26 protein-coding genes, 1 other RNA gene and 1 other annotated feature are annotated in these 21,322 nt (G+C 34.6%); of the genes, 11 read left to right on the top strand and 16 right to left on the bottom strand.

Features of this window, described 5'->3' with window-relative positions; all coding sequences use genetic code 11:
* Positions 1-232: 232 nt before the first annotated feature.
* From ACQKII_RS23055 to ACQKII_RS23045, 3 genes are all read right to left on the bottom strand, one after another.
* Positions 233-1,237, bottom strand: a complete 1,005-nt coding sequence (locus ACQKII_RS23055; protein WP_427462773.1) for an anti sigma factor C-terminal domain-containing protein — start codon at positions 1,235-1,237, stop codon at positions 233-235.
* Entirely contained in the window at positions 1,234-1,758 is a 525-nt protein-coding gene (locus tag ACQKII_RS23050) for a sigma-70 family RNA polymerase sigma factor (protein WP_427462772.1), read from the bottom strand. The genes ACQKII_RS23055 and ACQKII_RS23050 overlap by 4 nt, the downstream gene beginning before the upstream one ends.
* Before the next feature lie 188 nt (positions 1,759-1,946).
* On the bottom strand, positions 1,947-2,285 hold the full coding sequence (locus ACQKII_RS23045; RefSeq protein WP_143996396.1) for a zinc ribbon domain-containing protein YjdM: 339 nt from the start codon (positions 2,283-2,285) through the stop codon (positions 1,947-1,949).
* Positions 2,286-2,531: 246 nt separating this feature from the next.
* On the opposite strand from ACQKII_RS23045, the gene ssrS reads away from it, so the two are divergent.
* Positions 2,532-2,724, top strand: a non-coding RNA gene (gene ssrS, locus ACQKII_RS23040) — 6S RNA.
* A gap of 419 nt (positions 2,725-3,143) precedes the next feature.
* On the opposite strand, the gene ACQKII_RS23035 is transcribed toward ssrS, so the two are convergent.
* On the bottom strand, positions 3,144-3,389 hold the full coding sequence (locus tag ACQKII_RS23035; RefSeq protein WP_427462771.1) for a hypothetical protein: 246 nt from the start codon (positions 3,387-3,389) through the stop codon (positions 3,144-3,146).
* A 196-nt stretch (positions 3,390-3,585) separates the two neighbouring features.
* Here ACQKII_RS23035 and ACQKII_RS23030 point away from each other — a divergent pair, with 196 nt between their 5' ends.
* Together ACQKII_RS23030 and ACQKII_RS23025 are read left to right on the top strand one after the other, a co-directional pair.
* Positions 3,586-3,879, top strand: a complete 294-nt coding sequence (locus tag ACQKII_RS23030) for a hypothetical protein (protein ID WP_427462770.1) — start codon at positions 3,586-3,588, stop codon at positions 3,877-3,879.
* Positions 3,880-3,893: 14 nt separating this feature from the next.
* A complete protein-coding gene (locus ACQKII_RS23025) occupies positions 3,894-4,328 on the top strand; it encodes a hypothetical protein (RefSeq protein WP_427462769.1) in 435 nt (144 codons plus the stop codon).
* A gap of 321 nt (positions 4,329-4,649) precedes the next feature.
* Here the strand turns inward: ACQKII_RS23025 and ACQKII_RS23020 are convergent, their stop codons facing one another.
* Positions 4,650-4,835 (bottom strand): hypothetical protein, encoded by a 186-nt coding sequence (locus ACQKII_RS23020; RefSeq protein ID WP_427462768.1) that lies wholly within the window; start codon positions 4,833-4,835, stop codon positions 4,650-4,652.
* 700 nt (positions 4,836-5,535) lie between these two features.
* Here ACQKII_RS23020 and ACQKII_RS23015 point away from each other — a divergent pair.
* The 4 genes from ACQKII_RS23015 to ACQKII_RS23000 all read left to right on the top strand — a co-directional run bounded on the left by ACQKII_RS23015 (position 5,536) and on the right by ACQKII_RS23000 (position 8,167).
* Positions 5,536-6,654, top strand: coding sequence for an RNase A-like domain-containing protein (locus ACQKII_RS23015; protein WP_427462767.1), 1,119 nt, complete (start codon positions 5,536-5,538; stop codon positions 6,652-6,654).
* 69 nt (positions 6,655-6,723) lie between these two features.
* Positions 6,724-7,092: an RNase A-like domain-containing protein gene (locus ACQKII_RS23010; RefSeq protein WP_427462766.1), complete on the top strand. Its 369-nt coding sequence runs from the start codon at positions 6,724-6,726 to the stop codon at positions 7,090-7,092.
* Between the two features lie 13 nt (positions 7,093-7,105).
* Entirely contained in the window at positions 7,106-7,693 is a 588-nt protein-coding gene (locus tag ACQKII_RS23005) for a hypothetical protein (RefSeq protein WP_427462765.1), read from the top strand.
* Between the two features lie 153 nt (positions 7,694-7,846).
* On the top strand, positions 7,847-8,167 hold the full coding sequence (locus tag ACQKII_RS23000; protein ID WP_427462764.1) for a hypothetical protein: 321 nt from the start codon (positions 7,847-7,849) through the stop codon (positions 8,165-8,167).
* Between the two features lie 522 nt (positions 8,168-8,689).
* Here ACQKII_RS23000 and ACQKII_RS22995 read toward each other — a convergent pair.
* Together ACQKII_RS22995 and ACQKII_RS22990 are read right to left on the bottom strand one after the other, a co-directional pair.
* Positions 8,690-9,232 carry a cupin domain-containing protein gene (locus ACQKII_RS22995; protein ID WP_427462763.1) on the bottom strand — a complete coding sequence of 181 codons (543 nt, stop codon included), beginning with the start codon at positions 9,230-9,232 and terminating at the stop codon, positions 8,690-8,692.
* A 199-nt stretch (positions 9,233-9,431) separates the two neighbouring features.
* Positions 9,432-9,815: a hypothetical protein gene (locus ACQKII_RS22990; protein ID WP_427462762.1), complete on the bottom strand. Its 384-nt coding sequence runs from the start codon at positions 9,813-9,815 to the stop codon at positions 9,432-9,434.
* Between the two features lie 25 nt (positions 9,816-9,840).
* On the opposite strand from ACQKII_RS22990, the gene ACQKII_RS22985 reads away from it, so the two are divergent.
* A complete protein-coding gene (locus ACQKII_RS22985) occupies positions 9,841-10,449 on the top strand; it encodes a 3'-5' exonuclease (protein ID WP_427462761.1) in 609 nt (202 codons plus the stop codon).
* Between the two features lie 168 nt (positions 10,450-10,617).
* On the top strand, positions 10,618-10,935 hold the full coding sequence (locus tag ACQKII_RS22980; protein WP_427462760.1) for a hypothetical protein: 318 nt from the start codon (positions 10,618-10,620) through the stop codon (positions 10,933-10,935).
* 783 nt (positions 10,936-11,718) lie between these two features.
* Here ACQKII_RS22980 and ACQKII_RS22975 read toward each other — a convergent pair.
* Both ACQKII_RS22975 and ACQKII_RS22970 read right to left on the bottom strand, forming a co-directional pair.
* Positions 11,719-11,856, bottom strand: a complete 138-nt coding sequence (locus ACQKII_RS22975) for a hypothetical protein (RefSeq protein ID WP_427462759.1) — start codon at positions 11,854-11,856, stop codon at positions 11,719-11,721.
* Positions 11,857-12,158: 302 nt separating this feature from the next.
* The gene (locus ACQKII_RS22970; protein ID WP_427462758.1) at positions 12,159-13,598 is read right to left on the bottom strand and encodes a DHA2 family efflux MFS transporter permease subunit; all 1,440 of its coding nucleotides are present in this window, start codon (positions 13,596-13,598) and stop codon (positions 12,159-12,161) included.
* A 137-nt stretch (positions 13,599-13,735) separates the two neighbouring features.
* Here ACQKII_RS22970 and ACQKII_RS22965 point away from each other — a divergent pair, with 137 nt between their 5' ends.
* Both ACQKII_RS22965 and ACQKII_RS22960 read left to right on the top strand, forming a co-directional pair.
* Positions 13,736-14,296 carry a TetR/AcrR family transcriptional regulator gene (locus tag ACQKII_RS22965; RefSeq protein ID WP_427462757.1) on the top strand — a complete coding sequence of 187 codons (561 nt, stop codon included), beginning with the start codon at positions 13,736-13,738 and terminating at the stop codon, positions 14,294-14,296.
* Between the two features lie 289 nt (positions 14,297-14,585).
* Entirely contained in the window at positions 14,586-15,041 is a 456-nt protein-coding gene (locus tag ACQKII_RS22960) for a hypothetical protein (protein ID WP_427462756.1), read from the top strand.
* Positions 15,042-15,153: 112 nt separating this feature from the next.
* On the opposite strand, the gene ytxJ is transcribed toward ACQKII_RS22960, so the two are convergent.
* The 7 genes from ytxJ to ACQKII_RS22925 form a co-directional block, all read right to left on the bottom strand.
* The gene (gene ytxJ / locus ACQKII_RS22955) at positions 15,154-15,483 is read right to left on the bottom strand and encodes a bacillithiol system redox-active protein YtxJ (protein WP_427462755.1); all 330 of its coding nucleotides are present in this window, start codon (positions 15,481-15,483) and stop codon (positions 15,154-15,156) included.
* 181 nt (positions 15,484-15,664) lie between these two features.
* Positions 15,665-16,078, bottom strand: a complete 414-nt coding sequence (locus ACQKII_RS22950) for a VOC family protein (RefSeq protein ID WP_427462754.1) — start codon at positions 16,076-16,078, stop codon at positions 15,665-15,667.
* Positions 16,079-16,215: 137 nt separating this feature from the next.
* The gene (locus ACQKII_RS22945; RefSeq protein ID WP_427462753.1) at positions 16,216-16,842 is read right to left on the bottom strand and encodes a kinase; all 627 of its coding nucleotides are present in this window, start codon (positions 16,840-16,842) and stop codon (positions 16,216-16,218) included.
* Between the two features lie 92 nt (positions 16,843-16,934).
* Complete coding sequence (locus ACQKII_RS22940) at positions 16,935-18,191, bottom strand: MFS transporter (protein WP_427462752.1); 1,257 nt, start codon at positions 18,189-18,191, stop codon at positions 16,935-16,937.
* An 81-nt stretch (positions 18,192-18,272) separates the two neighbouring features.
* Positions 18,273-18,519 (bottom strand) — a binding site (T-box leader).
* A gap of 193 nt (positions 18,520-18,712) precedes the next feature.
* Positions 18,713-19,351, bottom strand: a complete 639-nt coding sequence (locus ACQKII_RS22935; protein ID WP_427462751.1) for a 3-oxoacid CoA-transferase subunit B — start codon at positions 19,349-19,351, stop codon at positions 18,713-18,715.
* A complete protein-coding gene (locus tag ACQKII_RS22930) occupies positions 19,351-20,058 on the bottom strand; it encodes a CoA transferase subunit A (protein WP_427462750.1) in 708 nt (235 codons plus the stop codon). The genes ACQKII_RS22935 and ACQKII_RS22930 overlap by 1 nt, the downstream gene beginning before the upstream one ends.
* Before the next feature lie 117 nt (positions 20,059-20,175).
* Complete coding sequence (locus ACQKII_RS22925; RefSeq protein ID WP_427462749.1) at positions 20,176-21,057, bottom strand: LysR family transcriptional regulator; 882 nt, start codon at positions 21,055-21,057, stop codon at positions 20,176-20,178.
* Between the last annotated feature and the right edge of the window lie 265 nt (positions 21,058-21,322).

The following is a 21,322-nucleotide window of genomic DNA, read 5'->3' as shown; positions in this document are numbered from 1 at the left end:
AAATAGCCGTATATCTGATAAAAAAATCAATGATATACGGCTATTCGTGATGCGTACCGAAAAGGTGCGCCTATTTTTTTATAATTCGGGCTTACTGTATATCAAAAAAAGTATGCTATAAGTACTCCTAGCATACTTTTTTGACTTTCGGACCAGCTTTGATTCTATTCAGTTTTGATTAACGGCTTCCTTCTTTGCGATTATCTAATACTTTTAAAGTTAGATTCTGTTATCAATCATCCCAATTCCAAAAATCTATTTCACCAAGTATTTCATTTGAAATACCTTCTACATCACGGAGTTTTAATAATTCCTTTGTCGGCCCAGTCACAACAGCACCATATACTTGAAAACCGTTGTCTTTTAAAAAATCAAAGCGTTCCTGTAAATGGCTCAAACCAAGAAATTTCTCATAATAACTCTTTCGTTCATTCTTTAGAAGATTTTCCATATTCTCTAACATCCAACGCTGACTATCTTGAATACTATTTGATAAGTAACGAGCTTCCCTTATCGTGGAAAAATCATCGCTAACTTTCATGCCTCCAGATAAACCGATTCTATCATAAACAGTAAGTGACCCACTTCCACTGCCGTAACCCTTCGGTTCAAATGATTTAAATTCTCCTGTATATAACGGCATCCAGACAATATGCACATCAAACGAAGCAAGCATTCTCATCAGCTCAACTGGCTCCATAAATGTCGTTGTAGAAAAGGCAACTTCCGCTACTGTACCCTCTGGTAGTTTGTCTAACGTCTTCCATACTCTGTCATTAGAATATGCTACTGTTGCCTTCCCAGTTTTAGGATCCTCGGGTAAATGAAAGCTTAATTTCTGAGTTGGTTTATCCGGTGGTAAATCCATGGTCATGGATGAAAAAGAATTCCATAACGTCTTTTCCATATGCATTTCTCCCACTACAACATCTTCTTTCCCTACCTGTTTAATAAGTGGGGAGCTATATTTTTGCGTCAGAAGCGGGGAAATATCCGCTGATGATCCCGAGAAAAATGGACTTTTTATGTTTGGCTGCTGCCATTCAAGTGCTAGCATTGAATAATAAATATGTTGACGATCTGGATGGATTTTATTAAAAACAATCGATATCCCCATTATATATAAACTATAAATAGCTATGCAGACTAACAACACACGTAGTACTCGTGTTGTTAAAGTAAAGCGATACTTACGCATAACCTTTTTTTCTTTATCTCGCGACCAATCATCCATCATAAAAAACCTCCATTCTTTTTAACTATTTCCACTAAGCGTTTTCGTGCACGATGCAACATTACCTTCACTTGCCCTTCCGATAAATCAAGTGCTTCTTGTAACTCCTGATACGTAAATTGTTCATATTCTCGTAAATATAAAATCGTACGATAATTTTCAGGCAGGTATTTCAATAGCTTTTGTACATCCTCTACATTTTCTTGCATTAAAAAATCTTCTTCTGGCAAGCCATAAGGGCTAAGCATTTCATCCTTCCAAAACAAATGTGCAAATGGGATAGTCCTTCGCCTCTTTTGCTTTCGCCATTCATCTAAATACGTGTTTCTCGCTACTTTAAATAACCAAGCTCTCACATCCTCTTCTTCATAAAACGATAGTGATACCGTAGCTCGTACAAATGTTTCTTGTACTAAATCCTCCGCTATATGTACCGATCCAGACATTTTCAGCAGAAAATAATATAACGATCTCGCGTATTTTTCATAAAGCTTTTCAAGCTCGTTTTTCCGCCATCTGTCCATGCCATTCCCCTCGTTCCGTTTAATCAATAGAAAAACGTCTGTCTCTGCTAAATGTTACAGTAATTGCTAAATTTTTTTAGACAAAAAAAAGCTGAGCATTGAGCGCTCAACTTCCATTAACAAATAGTGTCTCAAAAGCATTATAAAAATCAAAAAGAGTCAGTTTCCCGACTCTGCTCTAACTGTTGTTATAATTTTTTCACGAATTCTGATTTTAATTTCATGGCACCGAAACCGTCAATCTTGCAATCGATATTGTGATCTCCATCAACAAGTCGTATGCTCTTTACCTTTGTACCAATCTTTAATGTCGAAGAACTGCCTTTTACCTTTAAGTCCTTTATGACTGTTACTGAATCGCCATCTGCAAGCAGATTGCCATTTGCATCCTTCACAATCAATGCATCTGGTTCCTGCTCCGTTAAAGTAGTGCTCCACTCATGCGCACATTCTGGGCAGACAAAGTTTGACCCATCCTCATACGTATATTCTGAATTACATTTCGGACAATTTGGATAAGCTGACATTTCCGCTTCCTCCCTTTACTTTTTTGCTAGGTAAATCCTATATATGCTCCTATCTTTACATACTTAGTACTATTACGCAAAGGTTGTTCGTATTTTTCGTTCGTATTTGTGAAAAATATATGAAGCATGTCAAGTAATCACTGCATTAACTTTTAAAATAATCCATGATTTCTAATGCTTGCCCATTGACTTTTTTTCAAAAACCATCTTACTTGCAAGTTCGTTTATCATGCCGTATTATATCCATAAAGGCTGCATTGTTCGTATAATATTAAGTTTTAACCTTTAAGCTGTAAAAGGGAGTTTTATTATTGGAGTTGGAATGACGGGCCTCACACCAAGGTGCATGAGGATAAACAGGATAACTTCTGCGAACACCCACTTTGAGGAGTGGTGGTTTAAAACTTTCTATAAGACATACGGCATACGCGGCTTTTACTCTAACTTAGATGTACCAAGGGTTTAGAGCTACTTATGAAAGTTCAATAACCATTTAACAATATTGCAAAAACCTCACTTGGTGTTAAATTGGTGTTAAAATTCACGATAATTAATGATAAATAATAGCACAGACCACTCAATTATGGGTGGTCTTTTTCTATCTCCGCACAATATACCCAACTATTCGTGGACCTTTAAGTGGTTTCTTCTTTTTATCAACAGGCTTACTAACAATTTGTGGAAATAAAGAAAAGAAAGACTACCTTTATGGTAGCCTTTACAGGTCAAGTACACTTTTCAAATTAATTAAATAAAAAATAACCTCTGATATCACTAGATTTACTTGTATACATTTTTGATTAAATTAAACTCAGTCACTAAATATCTTACAATAACAATTTTATTTGATGTTGAGAATCAAAAAATTGTTAAAACAATAAAGGCAGTCCCTATAAAGATGAATAATATACCTAAGCTAAATATCCATCCTATAAAATTATCCAAGCTTAAAAACCCAATAAATGTAATTAAATATACAAATATTCGCTTTTTCTTAGATTGCTCTTTAACAATTTTCAATTCTTTCTTAAATTCAGAATAACCTACAGGAATCAAAATAATACCTATAATAATTGCTATTACTCCAATATATAAAGGATTCATTAACTATTACCACCAAACCTAATAATTTTTGATTTTAATATTACTACAAATCAAGAAAAAAATACTCATATAATTAAACAATGTATAAAAATTACCACAAATTACACAATACTACAACTTTTCAAGTGTTATATTTACAATTAGGTTTATTTTTGTTATATTGAAATTTAATTTAAAAAGGGAGTTGTAGTTAATAATGTCAATAATATCTAGTGCAAAATCAACTTTAAATAGTTGGAGTGATTCAAATACAGTGGGGAAAGAAATTGCAAAAAAATCAGCTCAGGGTGCTGCAGTAGGAAGTGCTACAGGTTATGCAGGCGCTACAATTCTTAGTACAGCTAGAGGGAAAAATACTGGATTACCTAAAGTTGGGGCAGTTGGTGGTGCTGTAGCAGGAGCAAATATAGGTGCCATATCCGGAGCAGTTAGTGGATCTGTAAAATATGCTGCGGGTTCGACGGCTAAATTTTTTGGACTAACAAAATAAAGAGGTAATCTTTTGTGTATATAGAAAAAATTACACTATGTGAATATGTCAATGAAAACTTTGAAGCAGTCAATGCAAAAAAAGTTTTTTGCTCAGCAGATTCAAGTGTTCAAGTTTTAGTACAACTAAATGAAATTCAACAAGATACCATAATTAAATTCAATTGGTATAAATCACATAATGATAAAGAACAAATAATAGGTATTTATGAAATACCTATTATTGGCAAGAAAAACATATCTCCTAGATATGCGATTGCGGGATTTGATATACCTTTGCTAATGGAAGAAGAGCCTAATGGATTTTCCGAAAAATGGGGCGTATTAATCGAATTAAATGGGGATGTCGAAAGTATGAATTTTGAATTTAAAAAGTATAAAAACTATGATAAAGAATTAAAATCCAATATACAAATAACCCCTTCTTCAACTTTGGATTGGAAAGCTTGATTATTTGGTATTTGTAAGATTTTTCGTTCTGTTGGTACTTTAATTCCCATGTATTTTTTGTAGATGAATTTAATTGCAGAGGCATATGAAATGGCTTTTTCTCTACATAGCCCATTTCATCTTGTTTATACAAAAATAAACCCCTCCATTTCACATAATATACTTTCACATTTCTGCAAACGTTATAATACCTTTAAAAAAAGCCCAGGCTCAAAATTAATTGAGTACCTGGGCTTCGTCATTGGTTTATGCGTGTTCATTTGTTTGTTTACAATGACATTTATAGATTACTACATCATTCTCAACAAAAACTGAACAATACTATTTATTCTTACGTTGCTGAATCGTAATATACAACCCCATTAAACGGTCCGTAGTCATAGTGCCATTCTGTAAATCCTTCAAATGTGATTCCTGAATAATCCCATTCTTAACCGCCTGTGCAATATAATTTTCTGTTTCAGTTTTCATAGCTGGTGAACCTGGATTCCAATTAGTATTTGTCACTTTAATTTCCTCCAACCCCTGGGGTTATATTGGGGTTAAAGCGGGGTTAAAATTGTTTATAAATAATTGTAATTAATGATAAAGCATGATAAGAATTAATCCAAAACCTTTGAATAACAGTATTTATTGTAATTATTTACAAATAAATCACATCCAACAACTCATTTGAGGAGTGGTGGTTTAAAACTTTCTATAAGACATACGGCATACGCGGCTTTTTTACTTTAATCTTATAGCCACATGGCTTTGAAGTGACTCACCCTGCTGTACTGGAGGGCGAGTTTTTTATTTGATTTTCTTGTAGTGTGCAAATAGTGAGCAAAAATTTAAAATAACATATTTAAATAGAGATATGCTATTAAAGCACCCCTCCATAGTATTTATATGCAATTCTTGATCAACCCCAATCTCGCCAAGTTACTTTAAACCAAGTTTTATATAATAGAAATTTCGGTTAACAGATAACCCTAAATAATCTATTTTTAACCTTACCTTCATACCCCTCATAATTGTCATATAATTCCATATTTTCGCAAAAAATTTTATATTCTTGGTATTTGATATTTGTTCCTAACAGAGAATAAATTTGCTTAATATACAAAATTACACACTTAAAAATGAATTGCTAATACAACTTTGGTAACATATACTAATTATTGCCAAAAAAACGTAAAAAAATAATTTATAGGTGGTTTTGTATATGGTTCGAAGTATTCCCGGTTCTAAACAAATTAGTACATATATTACAAACAGTTCTAAACTAACAAAAGGCTTAAGTAAAATGGCCGCAAAAAGAATATCAAACTCAAGCACTAGTAATTCATCTAAAGGTAGTAAACACATTCCTAAACGAGTTATAACTGAATCAAGATCTGCACTAGAAAATGCTGTAAGGTCACACGTTACTAACATAAAATCTAATTCAAGTTCTAACAATTCAACTAATATTAGATCAGATACTGGTTATCAAATTTTTTATAATGTTGATTCATCTAGTATTGGTAGTACAACACTTAACAATCTCTATTCTACTAATAGCATGAACGGCGTGAGAATAGCATCGTTAGATACAGTAGAAATTTCCGATGAATCAAGACAACTATATGTGGCTAAATCTTCAAATAAATATATGGATATTGCAGAAACTGTTTTTGATATAGCAACTGATTTTATTCCCGGAGTCGGTACTGCAAAAGACATTTATAATGCTTATAAGACAATAGTAGACCCTAAATCAAAGGTTGCAGATATTGCATTGGCTTTAGTTGACTTAGTTCCTGGACCAAGTGTTAGCAAGTTGAAAAAATTTGCTGATGTAATTATAGATAAATATGATTTGAGTTCCTCTACTGCAAAAAAATTAAAAGATGCTTTAGTAAAAACATCAGCTAAAAAAATCGAAGGTATGGATATAGATGCTACGAAAAAACTTGTTAAAGAATCTGAAAAAGGTATTGGACACACATTTGAAAAACACATAAATATTACAGATGAACAATTACAATATCGATCTAAAACAGAAGCCAAACGCGGGGCTAGTAAATTTTCAAATCAAAAAGTCATGCAAGAATTTGTTAATACTGTTTTAGTTGACGAAGCTGATAAAATTGCTTCTTGGTTAAAAAATTCAAACAAAGATGAGTTTGCTTCTAGAAAACACAAATCTAAAACCCCTTTAGGATATGGATACAAATATATTGCCAAAGACAGAGAATATAAGAGATCTGACAAACTTGATACAGGTATAGTAGTACTAAAGAGAGATGATAGTAATGAATATGGCTTTATTGTGAAAACAGCATATCCATATGTTAAATAATCAAAATCTTGAAGTTTTGTTTATGGTTTATTAACATAATTTTTATAAGCTTTTAAGGGGGTTGAAAGAATGCAATCAAAAAGAGATATAATGTTTTATGATTTGCCAAATGAAGAACTAGAAAGAAAAATTAGAACTTCTTTTAATGATATTACTTGCTTTTATAACAGAGATATGGCGATTCAAGTTGTCAATGAAATACTGAATATGCATAGCCAAGAAATTGCTCAATGGCTATGGGAAGACTCTAGTGAATCACGTAGACGTATTAGATTAGAATCAAACCATCAATATCCGATTGGCTACGGTATTTCACAGCGCACAAAGCAAAAGTATACAGATCTAACAAAAAGTTATATCATTTTGGAGAAATCAGGATTTTATGAAGAAGGATTTTACATTATTTTCACAGCACCGTTAATAGAATACAATCAATAAGGGAGTTATCTGAATGGAAAACCTTGATGAAACTAAGTATTTTTTACAAGTCTATTTTGCCCCACAGGTTGAGTGGGAACAACTTGAAGATGCGGTTATTGATCATAGGAAACTATCTAGAAAAGAACGCTTAAAATTCAAAGAAGAAATCCTATATCTTAAACAACTATTACATCAAAATCAATATGATAAAATACAAGATATTATTAATATCAATGACTTGGAATATACCCAAGTATTTGATGTTAAAGCAATACAAAGACTAGTGAATGAAATTTTACCTATTATCGAGAAATATGAATATAAAGAAGACATTTCTTATGTTCCTTTGAAAGCTCTAACTTATACGTTTGATACAATTATTATTCCAACGAAAATATTTTTATCTTTTGACTTTATTGCTAGCGATATTCAAAGAGAAGGGGATACATTTATTCAACATTTCAAGCAGGATTTGCAATATATTGAAAAGGCCTTTAAAGAGAGTGATGAAACAAAGATTGGAGAAATACTGCAAATTTCGAATAAAAAAGGTGTTTCTATTTTTGAATCTGAATATAGAGATTCTTTTATTCAAGACGTTATGGAGAAATTATCATAATATCGTGTAGGAGGCTAGCCGAACTCTCACACCACCGCACGTATGGTTCCGTATACGCCGGTTCAATCTATGTATTAAAATTACTATGTACTTAATCAAAAATTTCCATTAAAATGCAATATACAAATAAAATTTATAAAGGAGTACGGCAACATGGATTCATTTTTACTAAATGATAAAATATGTAATGTTAACATCGTTCCTTATGAAGATAAATGCGGACTAAGAGACGATGGATCCTATTTGATTTGTTATAGTGGATGGAGAGCCCATTTTCACTACGATGATAAAGAAATATTAAATGCTTCTATATCTGAAGAAAGTCCATATTTAATAAGATTTAAAAGTAACCCATTCCATACTTTTGATAAAGGTATAGAGATAGTAAAAGAATATTTACAAGAAAAACACGGGGTAAGAGAATTCCAATATTTTGACCCAGACAGAGATGAAGATTGTTATGTAACATTTTAATCATGAATTAGAAAATGACCAAGACGGCAATTAAGCTATCTTGGTCTTTATTGTTAGGCAGGTATTGACTCGGCATACGATAAAATGCCAAGACGTTTCATCTCTGCAATTGCATTATTGGCAACTGCTTGAGTTGCGTATGTGCCAGTAGTAAGCGCCACCTGTTACCATCTTGAACAATTCGTACATAATCAGCATTTATTGGTCTGTTGTAGGGTATAACAACTTTTTAGTAAATTCAAAGGAGAACGATATCTCGTCCTCCTCGCTTATAACTCCCACTGTTCCTTAAGTTTAGTCAAAAACTTCATCTTACTACCATCATCCCCTGATACATCTGGATGGAATTTCTTTGATGCCATCCTTCTAAAAAAGGTGGTCTTCCTTATATATACAACTACTCTTTTAAAGACAAAAAATTAGACCACCCATCACGGAGTAATCTTGTTTAAAATTGTTCAACTAAAATCCGATTAACAATTCTAAAATCTTTCTTTCTCTTAACACCCTCTAATCCTTCATTTATCCATTACCATAGTCTATTTCTTCAGCTATTGCATCAGCTTTCGTTACATGTACTGTACCGAATGGATGGTTAGGAGGAGCATATATCGTGTAAAGTTTTAATGGTTCGTTTCCTTTATTCGTTATGTTATGCCATGTTCCTGCAGGGACCATTATTGCAAAATCTCCATAGACATTTCTTTGGAAGTTTAAATTGTCTTCGCTTGGCCCCATCTGAACAATTCCCTGACCTTGTTCTATACATAAAAACTGATCAACATTAGGATGCACTTCCAAACCAATATCTTCGCCTTCTTCTAGACTCATTACAGTAACTTGTAAATTTGGTCCTGTCCATAACGCTGTACGATAATTATTGTTTTGTTTAGTTATCTTTTCAATATCAATAACAAAGGGGTTAGGTCCATAATCCTTTAGTATGTTTCCTTCCTTAAAATAAGGATTTCTGCCCATGTGCTCTACCTGATTGGGATAGGTCCAATACACAGGTTGATAACTATAATTATACATAGGGGCATTACCATAATAAGGGTAGTACATTTACCTCAATCCTCTCGCACATTATAAAATTATACTATGCAACCTGTTGAAGGGATGTGTTTAACTTCAGGATGAATGGTAAAAGAAAGTATTTTTTGCTTTAGTATTTATTTTCTTTAATAACCCTGTTGTTGCTAAAACTAAACAAGTAATTTTCGACTAAATGCTCATATAATAGTACCTGAATTAAATTTCTTATTTACCACTCCAACCAATTTTCTAACGCTGGTGCACATTGAACTATAGTTTGTGGAAGACTATCACGCTCATTAAGCCAGTTATAAAAAGACACTGGACGCTCTCTATTTGCTGTTTCTTCTATAGAAGATGATTTATTCAACTTCGTATCAAATCGCTCAACAGCCTTACTATATGCCCCTACAAATACGGCTCTTAATGTACTAGAAACTGTCAGTACACTTTCTTTAATATCCATAGCAATTTTAAATAGTACGTTCTTAGCTCTAATGAAATCAGGTGTACTATGAACCTGAGTAGCTAATACAACCTTATGCAATTCATCTTTCAAGTTATCGGCTAATGGTAATGAGTCCATAAAATCAAACAGCATTACTTGACTCATTCATGTATTCCTTTTTCTTTTCACCTTGCAAAGCCAATTCATTTCTAAATCACATAAATTATTAGTTGCTTGTTTAGAATTTAAAAGATTAAAAGATCTAGATGATTGGTTTTCAGATTGTGGAGGACAAACCTACGCATCTATCATTGAAGTAGGTCATCGAAGAAGAGAAGAATATCAACAAGCTTTAAATTATTCGAAAATACGAAAGCTCGTTACTGATTTTGTGGTATTGGATTTTGAGATAACAGGGCTTGATCATGAAGAAAACTCAATCATTCAAATTGCAGCTGTAAAATACAGAGATTTTGAAAAAGTAGAAGAATCTTTTACATACATAAACCCAAGTGTAGAGATACCTCCAAAAATAACTAGAATAACAGGTATTGCTGAAGAAGATGTTGTAAATGCTTCATATTTAGGAGATTTGTTACCAAAATTAATTGATTTCATAGGTGATGATACAATCGTAGCTCATAATGCTTCTTTCAATATGAAATTTTTACTAACTAATATCTACTATCATAAATTGCCTTATATTAAATTTAGAGTGATTGATACACTAGCCCTTTCTCGCAAGTGCATTCATACTACAAATAATCATAAAGAAGTTATGGAGAATTATCATAACTAATCAAGTATGAGGCTAGCCATAAATTTTGGCTAGCTTACCTCTCCCACTACCGTACTTACGATTCCGTATACGGCGGTTCAATCTCTGGATAAAAATAACTATGTACTTAATCAAAAATTCCCATTAAAATGCAATATACAAATAAAATTTATAAAGGAGTAAGGCAAAATGGATTCATTTTTACTAAATGATAAAATATGTAATGTTAACATCGTTCCTTATGAAGACAAATGCGGACTAAAAGACGATGGAACTTATTTGATTTGTTATAGAGGATGGAATGTCGATTTCCACTACGATGAAAAAGAAATACTATACGCTTCTATATCTGAAGAAGAATCCCATATAATTAGATTTGGAAGCTCTCCATTTCCTACTTTCGGTAAAGATATAGAAATAGTAAAAGAATACTTACAGGAAAAACACGGAATAAGAGATTTTCGATATTATGACCCAGACAGTGGTGAAGGTTATATAAATTTTTAATCATGAATTAGAAAATGACCAAGACGGCAATTAAGCCATCTTGGTCTTTATTGCTAGGCAGGTATTGACTCGGCATGCGATAAAATGCCAAGACGTTTCATCTCTGCAATTGCATTATTGGCAACTGCCTGTATTTTATAAGAACCTGTGATAAAGCGCCACTTGTTACCACATTGAATTACTCTTGCATAATCAGCATTTATTGGTCTGTTGTAGGGTATAACAACTTTTTAGTAAATTCAAAGGAGAACGATATCTCGTTCTCCTCGCTTATAACTCCCACTGTTCCTTAAGTTTAGTCAAAAACTTCTTCTTACTACCATCATCCCCTGATACATCTGGATGGAATTTCTTTGATGCCATCCTGTAGATTTCATGTAATACTTTCTTTTCATCATCCGTGTAGTTATTTTGTGAAGCGGCAAAGTAACTACTACTACCAGACGAATTTATAGTTACGCTTATAGCTTTCCTCGTAACTACGACTTGTGTATTCTTCTTGCGCCTTCTTAACCTTTAGTTCCTCTAAGTATACTAGATTGCATAGTGCGCCAAATACATCAATAGCATTATCTATGCACGCCCCTGTCATACTCTTTTTCAAATGCTAACAAAAAGCGCAGCATTACGCCACGCTTTAATTTGAGTATAGTACTTGAAATGATAAGCCACCAAAGAGTAAATCAATTTTGAGCTATAGCGTCTGCCAACGCCTATATATTTATTTCAAAGCATACTAAAATACTAGTGAGTTTAATAAACCCTATTAACATAGAAATATATTTATATAGCCTTTGTTGTATTTCCAGTTGCAGCTTTTAACGTATTGTATTCTACAACCAAATCTTTTTGTGTTCGCTCATAATCAAGCACAATTCCGGAAAAAAATTTCCAAAATGATAGGTCAATGGCTGTTGACATTCATGCATCCTACAAGAGGGCTTTTTCTTTTTCATGCCCCTTGAAAATCTTTTTAACAGGAATGCCCCTTAATATTGTTACTACCTTTCTCGTGGGCACACCAGTTTATATACTTCGGGATAACCAAGATCCGTTTTATGAATTCAGGCCGGGACCGTTTATTCAGCGTTAATTCCAGAACTGGACTGCCGATTTTTCCAGCTACATTAAGGTTTATTTGTCGATTTCATGTTGCGAGAGTTGAAATATTAAATACCTCTTCAACATTTTGTTTTACCGCGCAGGACATTTTATCCAGCGAATTATTTTTGCTGTTCTGCTATTCGTCTTGGTTTGGAACGTTTGATAAAAAGAGAAATAACTATAGCGATTATGGCAAAAATAAGTCCTAATGTGAACGCAGCTTCAAAGCCCGCTAAGGCAGCTGCACTGATCTCCATCGGATTGTTCGGGTTAGTTGATTTTTCCAAGTAATCAGATTGCCCGGCGGACATTCGACTGATGAATAATGCCATGCCGATCGACCCTGCGACTTGCTGAAGCGTACTGAAAATTGCCGTGCCGTGCGGGTACAAATCTATAGACAGTTGGTTAAGCCCATGTGTTTGGGTTGGCATCATGACTAGCGCAATTGCAATAAGTAATAAGCAATGGATGGCAATAATTTGCCCCGTTTTAACGGAAGCGTCAATGCCCGTAAACAACCACATCGCTACTGCAATTAAAATAACCCCAGGAATAATGACAACGCGCGGACCAAATTTGTCGAATAGTTTACCCGATACTGGAGCAAACAATCCGTTTAATACACTGCCCGGTAACATAATTAAACCGGATTTAAAAGCGGTGACCAATACTACACCCTGTAAGAACATCGTCATCATGACGATGACGGTCAGAACAACCATTAATGAAAATACAGGATACTTAAAAGTTCGCAAATCAAGGATTGGATTTGTAATTCTCAATTGTCTGAAGATAAACCAGATTAATGAAACTAAGCCAATAATTAATGTCCAGTACACTTCTGGATCGGCCCAACCTAGATCGCCAGATTTACTAAAACTGTAGACGATACCTCCAAAACCTAGCGTGGATAAAATGATCGACAAAATATCGATTTTTGGTTTCTTGATTTCCATTACATTCGTCAAGTATTTAGCGCCCACAATAATCGAGACGACCGCAAAAGGAATGACCATATAGAATAACCAGCGCCAGTTCAGTGAATCAATAATAACGCCCGAAAGCGTAGGTCCCAGGGCTGGTGCGAACATCATAACCAACCCCATTAACCCCATTGCCCCACCGCGTTTTTCTGGCGGAAATATGATGAGGATTGTATTCATCGTTATCGGGAGCAGTAATCCTGTACCTAATGCTTGAACAATACGACCCGCAAGCAAGATTCCAAATGAAGGAGCAAGTGCCGCAAGAAGTGTACCTGCTAAAAATGTAATCATAGCCGTTAAAAATAGCTGGTTAGTCGTAAACCACTGCTGTAAAACAGCCGTAATCGGCACGAGAACGCCAACGACAAGCATGTACGCGGTGCTTAACCATTGAACGGTCGATGGGGTGATATCAAATGCTTGCATTAAATCTGGTAAGGCGTTACTCAACAACGTTTCATTAAGAATCGCGACAAAGGTGCCGATAAGTAACGAAATGATAATTGGTGCTCGTTTGACGTTGGTTAAGTCAATTTTTTTGTTCGTTGCTACCGTTCCAGTCATGTTCATGAATATTCTCTCCTAATTTATCTACATCTGTTGTAGACTTAGTCTTATGATATATAATATACATGTGTAGATTATTTATTATAAGAATCAGTTTTGGAAGAACGTAAAGATACACTACAGATTGAGGTGAAATGTAGATGAAAACTTCTGGATCGGGAAATGACTTAAGGGTAAGGCGAACGTACAAGTTATTGTGGAAGGCGTTTGAAGAATTGCTGTCGGAACAGCATTTTAGCTCAATTACTGTAAATCAGATTTGTGAAAAGGCGATGGTTCATCGGACTACCTTTTATAAACATTTTGAAGACAAATTTGACTTACTGACTTTAGGCGCATCACAATCAAAAGATGAATCTACGAAATTCACTGTAGAAGAACGGATTCGAACGCCGTTTCAATATGCATCCAAAAACCCCAATCTTGAGCTATACGATAAAATCATGCAAACGCAAATAAATGATCGAATATATACCAGTTATATGAAGAGTTATCAGAAAGAAATGCTTAAGCAGGAACTGCTTGAACTGAATCAGAAAGGAAAAGAATTTTCGGTGCCAATTGAGATCATTGCAGAAGTATATTCAGAAGTCATTTCCTCGCTCAGTATCTGGTGGCTTCAAGGCGGACGTCAGGTTCCGGCGAAGCAGATGGATGGTTATCTTCATAAACTCCTTAATAAGGAGTTATTCTGGCAGTGAAAATCAAATCAACTGTTATAATACATTTATTACACGAATGGGCTACGAGGCATTTCAGCCTATTCGTTTTACGTTGTGCAGGCGGGATAATTGCCCTCCAATAGTACCTCTACATTAGAATTTGCTGTTAAAGGTACTTACTGAGTGTTTCTGGCTCTTTTTCTCAGATTCTACTGTATGCTCACGGCAGCTGATGTCTATTTCCGCCCCTTCAGAGGATTTATAAGCTCTCCTTGTATAATTCATACGCAATTTGAACATATATGGAGTAACAAGGGAGGTAATTAACATGAAAAAACTATTTTACATCTTGCTGCTATTCACACTTTTATTATCAGCTTGTGGAAAAAATACCGAACCAAAAGAAGTAGCCGTCGATAAAGACACATCCGTTAAGGATATAGTGGGCGCTATTGTAAAAAATAAATACACTGTTGAAGAAGACAAAGGCATCGTCACCATTTCAATACAAGATACCGATGTACGTGAAGGTTTAAAAAGTCAGATGATAAAGGATTCCACAAAAATATTCGCAGAAATTTCAAAATTAGAAAGCGTAAAAACACCGTCAATTATCTGGTCTGCTCCGTTAGCTGGACCTAACGGAAGTGAAAAAATGACTGAGGTACTAAGCATTTATTTTGATGAACAAGATTTTAAAGAAGTTAATTGGGCCAATTATAACCAATTAAATATTGAGTCAATTGCCACACATTATACTGAAAATGATGCCCTAGAAGATTAATAACATGCTCTTCCCTTCCAATGTTCATCTTCGGTTTTTTTCATTAAAAATACCCATCTTTGTACAATCTACAAAGAGGGTATTTTACATAGACCATAAGTAGAACTACGTGTTATTTAACATATGTTTTGATTGCATCGGTTAAGAGCGTACGCTTTATTTTATAATGAGTTGCTTGCCATATTCCTTTCCCATTCAATAAGATTAAAAACTGTGGTGATTCATGCTTTACTCCAAGATCTTTTTCAATGGTGTTCGATACGTCTCTTTCCATCTGTACAATCACTAAGTATTTGGACAAATGAGTGTCTATTGCTTTGAATTCTTTTAATGCCGCAATACTACTTATACAAGTCATACTGAACTTTAGTAAAAGTATAGGCTGTTCTCCCGACTGTTGTAATATATTTCCCCAGTCTTCAGTTGTTTTAATGCGCTGCATAATGTATCCCCTCCAACAAAAGAGCTTTAATGATATCACTATTATATACCACCATAGGTATTTAAGATGCTAGGATTAGATAACAAAAATTGGTCCATAAAATAGTTAAAAGCACGATTCTTCCCACAATATTGGGACAGTATCATGCTTATATTACATTGCTACCTTGTAATTATATTATTTATATACCCTCCGTGTTCATCAACACAAGACGCCAACCATCTGGATCTTCAATTGTCATGCCTTTTTCTGCCCAATAGGGATTTTCCGGTTCAACTTCAGGATACCCCATCTGCGCTAAGCGCTTGGCGATACGCTGAATCATTTCGTGGTTTGGGATATAGAGCACGAGGAGATTGTCTCTTGATGGCGCTGGACATGGACTACCCTCAATATGCTCAGTAAACTCCAAATGATAGCTAGCGCTTGGAAGGCCAATCATCAAACCATTATAACCTCGATGTCCTATGAAAGAGCCTACCTTCTCTAACCCTACCCCTTCACAATAAAATTTTTCAATTTCCTGTAATTTATCAGTCGGTCTAGCAACACGCACCTGCGTTACCTGTAACTCCGTTGTCCATTGTCTACTCATATTTTTCCCCTTTTCGATTATTATATAATCGAATAGCAAGAAGGAAGAACAGTCAAAGGTCTGAATAGAGTCTTATTTCATCCCCACTGTTCATACTGAAATAACGAGGAAATCACCAAAATACTTGCGATAGCGCATTACTCAATCACATTACATATTTTATCTGCCTTTTGTATTGGGTTTTCTTTCTTCATATAATACACCTCTGCTTGCCAGTATCTTCTATTGTACTTATCTATTCGCGCTTGCAAATCACCAATATACGAATCACGACTTAACACTCTTTCTTCCCTGATGGTTCTCGAACATTCTAAAAACAAAGTATAATCATAAAATCTTCTCCACTCGTGTCTCTGTAGAAATATCCCCTCAATCAGAAGAATGCTGTCTGCCGCTATGGACATATTTCTATTTGTGATTAAATTAGTGGAGCTATCGAAAACAGGCAGTAAGATCTCTGTATAGTTACAGTGAAGCTTGTTTAGGATATCATTTTTTATTAACTCAATATCCCATTGCAAGTAGTAATATTCATACCATTCAGCAAATCCTGTATTATAGCGTTTGTTACTTTCCACTATATGGTCATCAATATGTATCACATTGACCGGACATATACGCTTCAACCCATCTTCAAGCATGTTTACAAAAGTTGTTTTTCCTGCTCCGCCTAATCCATCAATTGCCACAATAAAAGCACGGTTTTTATTACAGCGTCGTCCAAATTTATAGATGATTGCATTTAACACATCTTGTATGCACATTTATGCCCTCACACTCCTATCCACATTACATTATGAAGATGATTAACATCCGTTCCTTGAACAATATTTAATCTACTCCCTCTCCCATTGAGCTAATAAAATGTATCTTTAACCTCGTAAGCGTTAGCATAAAATTTATTTTTAGAGCGTTGAATATTAAAAATAAATAATATAGTGGCTACGCATAACATTATTAAGGAGCCTGAAACGACAACAACTCTGATAGATAGCACTTCGGAAGCAACACCAAAGATAGCAGTGACAATAATGATTAGAAAAGCTTCCACTAGACCATAAATACTCCCTATTCTCCCCATAACATTCACAGGAATATTATTTTGATAAAAAGTATAAAAACCTGTATTTGCAAAGGCAGTTGCAAATGACACGATAAAAAATCCTATTGATGCTAGTAGAAATGTATATGAAAATGCGAACATTATATAACCACATGCAGTTATCAACGAACCCAATCCAATAAGCCAAGAAGTAGGTATTTTTTCAACAATTAGCGTATTCGTTAATGAACCGATTAATACCCCTGCACCAGCAATGCTCACTAAAATTCCATATTGACCTTCAGATAAAGAAAGCACCTGAGTAGCAAATGCAGCTTCTAAAGAATCCGTAGCTGTCATCATGACGATCATGGCACTAAATAAAAAGTAGATAGTCATGATATATGCATATTTCCCGCTAAATCTTAGAACAAGCTTCCAATCTTCTTTTAATATCTTAATCGATAATTTATTTTCTGCTTTCTCAACAAGTTGTCTAGAAGCTTCGACATTTGGCATTGCTAAGGTTATTAATGCAGATAGAAATAAAGCGATGGCATTGATATAAATAGCCATGTTAGGCGTACCTATTGTAAACATTAAGCCAGCTATCGCTGGGCCTGTCAAAAAGGCACCTGAATCCAATAAACTGCGCAAAGCGTTAAATCGTTTTCTTTGCTCAATTGGTATTAACTTCGTTATATAGGACATGGATGTTGGATGATAGATAGAACTGAAAATAGTGATTAAAAAAACCATACCATATATAAAAACTAAAGAAGATGCAAAAGTTAATACGACAATGAATAAAGCTTGCAACATATTCAGTACAATCATGAGATATTTCTTATTCAAACGATCAATTACACTACCTGACCAAATATTCGTACAAACTGTTGATAAAGCCCTAATAATATATAAGCCAGAAACAGCAAGAGCTGATTCTGTGATGTTCAATACAATGAGATTTAAGGCTATAAAATAGATCCAGCTTCCCACACTTGACACACCAATACTACATAATAAAATAATTGGGTACCGCCAAGTTTCTACTAATAATTTCAAATTCAATGCCATTCCCCCTTAGCTTTTCGTCAAATAGCAATCCATTTTAAGCAAAATAAAAAAATCTCATCCCCAAGACTTTAACGTCTTGGGGACGAGATTTTTAATCGCGGTACCACCCCTGTTTATTAATATGTCACCATATTAACCTTATCAGGTACAACAAACTATACCCTAGCTCTATAACAGGAGCTCCTGTCACACTATCCCCCTATTTGGGTTCCAATGTGCTGCTCAGAGGCTTGGTTCAATAAAATTTGTCTTACTCCCTTTCAGCTACCGGAGTTCTCTGTAAAGAATTAATTTTATTTACTCTTCTCTTCATTGCATGTAACACATTAAATTTTCCGTAAACTCGTTTCAATATATTTCTAAATAATATATATGATAACATTATCCCTTGTCAATACTTGGAACTACGGAAATGTGCGTTCCGATTCACACGTAGTATTAGACTGTTCTTTGTGGTTTTGCTGTGCATATAAAAACCAGCTCACTTAAAATAGCGACCTGGTTTCAATAAATATCTATGCTAGTGCCACAGTAAATGTCGCAGAGGTTTTCGCCTTCACTTCCTCCAATGATACGCCTTCCGTTAGTTCGATCAGCTTCATGCCTTCATCTGTAAAATCAAAAACAGCTAAGTCTGTGATTAATCTATGAACAACCCCTTTTCCTGTCAAAGGTAGCTCACATTCCTTTTTAATCTTCGATTCGCCATTTTTATTGACATGCTCCATAACGACAATCACTCTTTTTGCACCAACGACAAGATCCATGGCACCTCCCATGCCCTTCACCATTTTCCCCGGTATCATCCAGTTTGCAAGATCTCCTGTTTCTGAGACTTCCATGCCACCTAAAATAGCAAGATCAATATGACCACCACGAATCATGGCAAAGGAATCAGCACTGTCAAAAAAAGAAGCACCAGGCACAACTGTAACAGTTTCCTTACCTGCATTAATCAAATCAGCATCCACCGCTCCTTCTTCGGGGTAAGGACCAATACCAAGTAGACCATTTTCGGATTGTAAAAGAACATCATAATCAGCAGGAATTGCATTCGCCACAAGCGTTGGGATACCGATACCTAAATTGACATTCATGCCATTTTGTATTTCTTGTACAGCTCTATCTACAATTCTTTGTCTTGTATCGACCATCACGCTTCCCCCTTTTTCACAGTTAGACGCTCTATACGTTTTTTATAATTTTCGCCTACTAACACTCGTTGTACAAAAACGCCTGGTGTATGAATATGGTCAGGATCGAGTTCACCAACTTCAACAATCTCTTCTACTTCTGCAATTGTAATTTTCCCTGCCATTGCAGCTAATGGATTAAAATTACGTGATGTTTTACGATAAACCAGATTCCCAAGCTTGTCTGCCTTCCAAGCCTTTACAAGTGCAAAGTCACCGACGATGCCGTTTTCTAATATATATTCTTTACCCTCAAAAACTTTTACTTCTTTCCCTTCAGCGATCGGCGTTCCAACACCTGTAGCCGTGTAAAAACCAGGAATACCGGCCCCCCCAGCACGTATACGCTCTGCCAACGTGCCTTGTGGCGTTAATTCAACTTCAAGCTCCCCACTTAAAAATTGCTGCTCAAAAATTTTATTTTCACCTACATAGGATGCAATCATTTTTTTTATTTGTTTATTGGCTAATAATAACCCTAATCCCCAATCATCTACACCACAGTTATTACTAACAACTGTTAAATCTTTTGTACCCTGTTGTTCTAATGCTGAAATTGCCTTTTCAGGAATACCACATAGGCCAAAACCTCCTACAACTAATGTGTCTCCATCTTTAATATCAGCAACGGCTTCCTCAACCGAATTCCACACTTTCCCGATCCCCATATCGAAACCCCCTAAAATTGCTCGTTTATTAAGGAAAATTCTACATCATTATCATTTTATAAGTAAAGGAATTAATTTGAATACTATTTATTCCTAAATGGCATAACTCTTTTATTACTACTCTTCTTGCGAACTGATGGTTTTTAACAATTCCTTTAGCGCATAGGATTGATATGTATTTTTCTTCGTAATGACACCTAAACGCCAAGGCATTGCAAAATCAAGCAATGGAATATTTTTTACATTTTGGTTGGTTTGCTTAGCTGCAATCGAATAAGGTAAGAGTGTTACGCCTAAATTTGATGATACAAGTTCCACAATTAAATCCCATTGAGAGCTCTTATAGCCAATAATCGGGGTAAAACCAACGCTTTTACATGATTGAATCACATAGTCATGTAAGGTAAATTCTTCTGTGAAAGTAATGAATGATTCATTCTTCAAATCTTGCAGTAAAATATGATCTTGCCATGCTAATGGATGTTGCTCATTAATAAAAACAAAAAACTGATCCTCTACAAATGATTGAACCATAAATTTCTTGTCATCCGTTGGTAAAACAACAATACCCATATCAACTTCCCCATTCTCCACTAAAGTTCCTATGAGTTTAGCACCTCTTTCCACTAACTCTAAATGAACTTCCGGATAGTGCTTATGAAACTTGCTAGCAATCTCAGGGAAAAATAATGTGCCGATTAGTGGGGGTACACCTAATTTAATAGACCCTGTTTTTATGTTCAGTAAATCATCCAATAAACTATGTAAATCATGAACTGATCGCATAATTTTCTGTCCTTGTTTATAAACGATATTTCCTGCATCGGTTAATTCCACGTGACGCGTTGATCGATTTAATAATTCTACATGAAGTGTGTCTTCTAATTTTTTTATACTCTTGCTTATAGTTGGCTGTGATATGAAAGTTGCACTTGCCGCTTTCGTAAAGCTTCCATGCTCAACAACAGCCATAAGTGCCTTTAAATCTCTTAACTCCATCTAAAAACTCCTTATTTATTCTAATTTGTTATAAAAAAATCTTCAAAAGTCTCATTTAGTAATAAATTCGATGCAAATTTTTTTTAACCTTCTTCTAATAGTTAACTACGATAAATACAATAGCGATAAGGTTTTCTATATCTAAAATAATATTTAATTATGGTATTTCTGTGAACAATTCACAATAGTAATTCTATTTAAAGCTTTATTTATTGTTCTTTGCATCAATTTTCTCTATACAATTCTCTATATAATATTATGAATA

This window comes from Lysinibacillus sp. NPDC048646 (assembly GCF_050272295.1).
Classification (GTDB): domain Bacteria; phylum Bacillota; class Bacilli; order Bacillales_A; family Planococcaceae; genus Lysinibacillus.
Note: the sequence above shows the minus strand (reverse complement) of the source record. Positions and strands in the feature narration are given on the sequence as shown.